Here is a 2,740-nt window from a genome sequence, read left to right as displayed (position 1 = left end):
GCCGCCGACGCATCCGCGCCCCGCACGCCCGCCGCGCCGGTCGCGCGTCGCGCGCGCCGCTCCCCGGTCGACGTCGGCCTGACGTTGTGGAGCGTGCTCGTCTTCCTGTTCCTGTTCGCGCCGATCATCGTGATCCTCGTGTACTCGTTCAACAACGGGCGCCTGCTCATCGCGTGGAACGAGTTCGGGTTCGAGCCGTACCGCGCGCTCTGGGAGAAGCCCGCGGTGCGGGACGCGGTCGCGGTGTCGCTGCGGACCGGTGCGATCGCGGCGATCCTCGCGACGCTCCTCGGCACGCTCGCCGGCATCGCGCTCGCACGAAAGCCCGGCAAGTGGGCGCTCTGGTTCATCGGGCTGCTGCTGCTCGTCTCGGTCACGCCCGAGATCGTCGACGCCGTCGCCCTCCTGCCGTGGCTCGTGTTCCTCGGCCAGGACGCCGGGCTGTCGATCTTCAACGACGGCACCGTGCGCCTCGTCGTCGGCCACTCGCTGTTCTCGACCGCGGTCGTGACGTACATCGTGCGAGCCCGACTGGTCGGCCTCGACGCGCAGCTCGAGGAGGCCTCCGCCGACCTCTACGCGCGGCCGCTGACGACCTTCCGGCGCGTGACGCTGCCGCTCGCGATGCCCGCGGTGCTCGCCGGCCTGCTGCTGTCGTTCACGCTGAGCCTCGACAACACCGTCGTCGCGGCCTTCGTCCAGGTCTCCGGGTCGACGCCATGGCCCGTGTACGTGCTGAGCGCGCTGCGCGGCGGCCTCCGACCCGAGATCGCCGCCGTGTCGACCGTGATGCTCCTGCTCACGCTCGCCGCCCTCGCCCTCGTCGCGGTCGTGCTGAAGCGCGCCGGCGACTCGGCGACGCAGATCGCCCGCACCATGTCGGGCGGCTGAGCCCCGCGCGGCCGCGGTCCGACCCGAACGCCGCGGCCGCGCGGCATCCGCTCCGCCCTGCACCTCCTCCCCCGCCTACTCCCGTCCTGCCCGCGATCCGAAGGAGCCCATCGCCATGACCCACGCCGACCTCGTCTTCACGGGCGGACCCGTCTTCACGGCCGACACGGTCCGCTCCCGAGCGAGCGCGGTCGCCGTGCGCGGCGGCCGCATCGTCGCGGTCGGGTCCGACGACGACGTCCGCGACCTGATCGGCGCGTCGACCGAGGTCGTCGACCTCCGCGGGCGGCTGCTCGTGCCCGGATTCCAGGATGCGCACGTCCACCCGGTCTGGGGCGGGCTCGACCTGATGCGCTGCGACCTCGCCGAGCTCTCGACGCAGGACGAGTACCTGACGCGCATCGCGGAGTACTCGGCCGCGCACCGCGACGACGAGTGGGTGCTCGGCGGCGGATGGTCCATGTCGGCGTTCCCCGGTGGGACCCCGACCGCTGCGGCCCTCGACCGGGTCGTGCCCGACCGCCCCGCCTTCCTGCCCAACCGCGACGGGCACGGCGCCTGGGTGAACTCGGCCGCGCTGCGGCTCGCGGGGATCGACCGCGACACCCCGGATCCCGCGGACGGCCGGATCGAGCGCGACGCCAACGGTCACCCCAGCGGCACGCTGCACGAGGGGGCGATGTCGCTCGTGAACCGCCTCCTCCCCGAGACCAGCCTCGAGACGCTCACCGAGGCGGTGCTCCTCGGCCAGCGGTACCTGCACTCCTACGGCGTCACCGCCTGGCAGGACGCGATCGTCGGCACGTACGGGGACGCCGGCGACCCCGGTCACGCGTACGTCGCGGCAGCGAACGCCGGGAAGCTCACCGGCCGCGTCGTCGGCGCGATCTGGTGGGACCGCACGCGCGGCATCGAGCAGATCCCCGACCTCGTCGCCAAGCGCGACGCGTACCGCGCGGGCCGGTTCGCCGCCACGAGCATCAAGATCATGCAGGACGGCGTCGCCGAGAACTTCACCGCCTCGATGCTCGAGCCGTACTGCGACGGCCACGGGCACTTCACCGACAACTCCGGCATCTCGTTCGTCGACCCCGCCGTGCTGAACCCCGCCGCGGCCGAGCTCGACCGCCTCGGCTTCCAGCTGCACTTCCACGCCATCGGCGACCGGGCCGTGCGCGAGTGCCTCGACGCGGTCGAGCACGCCATCGCCGCGAACGGCCGCAACGACCACCGTCACCACATCGCGCACATCCAGGTCGTCCACCCCGAGGACGTCCCGCGGTTCCGCGAGCTCGGCGTCGCGGCGAACATGCAGTCGCTCTGGGCGGCGCTCGAGCCGCAGATGGTGGACCTCACGCTGCCGTTCCTCGGCGACCCGCGCAGCGCCTGGCAGTACCCCTTCGGCGACCTGCTGCGCTCCGGCGCGGTGCTTGCGGCGGGCAGCGACTGGTCGGTCTCCACGCCCGATCCGCTCGCCGCGATCCACACGGCCGTCAACCGGAAGTCGGCGCCCGCCTACGCCGAGGGCGACTACGAGGCGTTCCTGCCCGAGCAGGCGATCGACCTCGCGACCTCGCTCACGGCGTACACCGCCGGCTCGGCCTGGGTGAACCACCTCGACGACGTGACCGGGACGATCCAGGTGGGCAAGTACGCCGACCTGGTCGTGCTCGACCGCGACCCGTTCGCCGGCTCGCCCGACGAGATCGGCACGACGCGCGTCGAGCAGACGTTCGTCGACGGCGAGCGCGTCTACGCGGCGGATGACGCGGGGGCGGTGCGCGCGGCCTGAGGCCCGCCGTCCCGCCGGCGCCCCATTCGGGCGCAGGCGAGGTCGGCGGCCCGGCTC

At 73.3% G+C, this 2,740-nt stretch carries 2 protein-coding genes; both read left to right on the top strand.

From position 1 onward, the window contains the following. Positions 1 to 84: 84 nt before the first annotated feature. Positions 85 to 891 carry an ABC transporter permease gene (locus ESO86_RS15025; protein WP_422836503.1) on the top strand — a complete coding sequence of 269 codons (807 nt, stop codon included), beginning with the start codon at positions 85 to 87 and terminating at the stop codon, positions 889 to 891. Positions 892 to 1,006: 115 nt separating this feature from the next. Next, positions 1,007 to 2,683: an amidohydrolase gene (locus ESO86_RS15020; protein WP_129235706.1), complete on the top strand. Its 1,677-nt coding sequence runs from the start codon at positions 1,007 to 1,009 to the stop codon at positions 2,681 to 2,683. The last annotated feature ends 57 nt before the right edge of the window (positions 2,684 to 2,740 follow it).

It is taken from the genome of Agromyces binzhouensis, assembly GCF_004135055.1.
GTDB lineage: Bacteria > Actinomycetota > Actinomycetes > Actinomycetales > Microbacteriaceae > Agromyces > Agromyces binzhouensis.
Note: the sequence above shows the minus strand (reverse complement) of the source record. Positions and strands in the feature narration are given on the sequence as shown.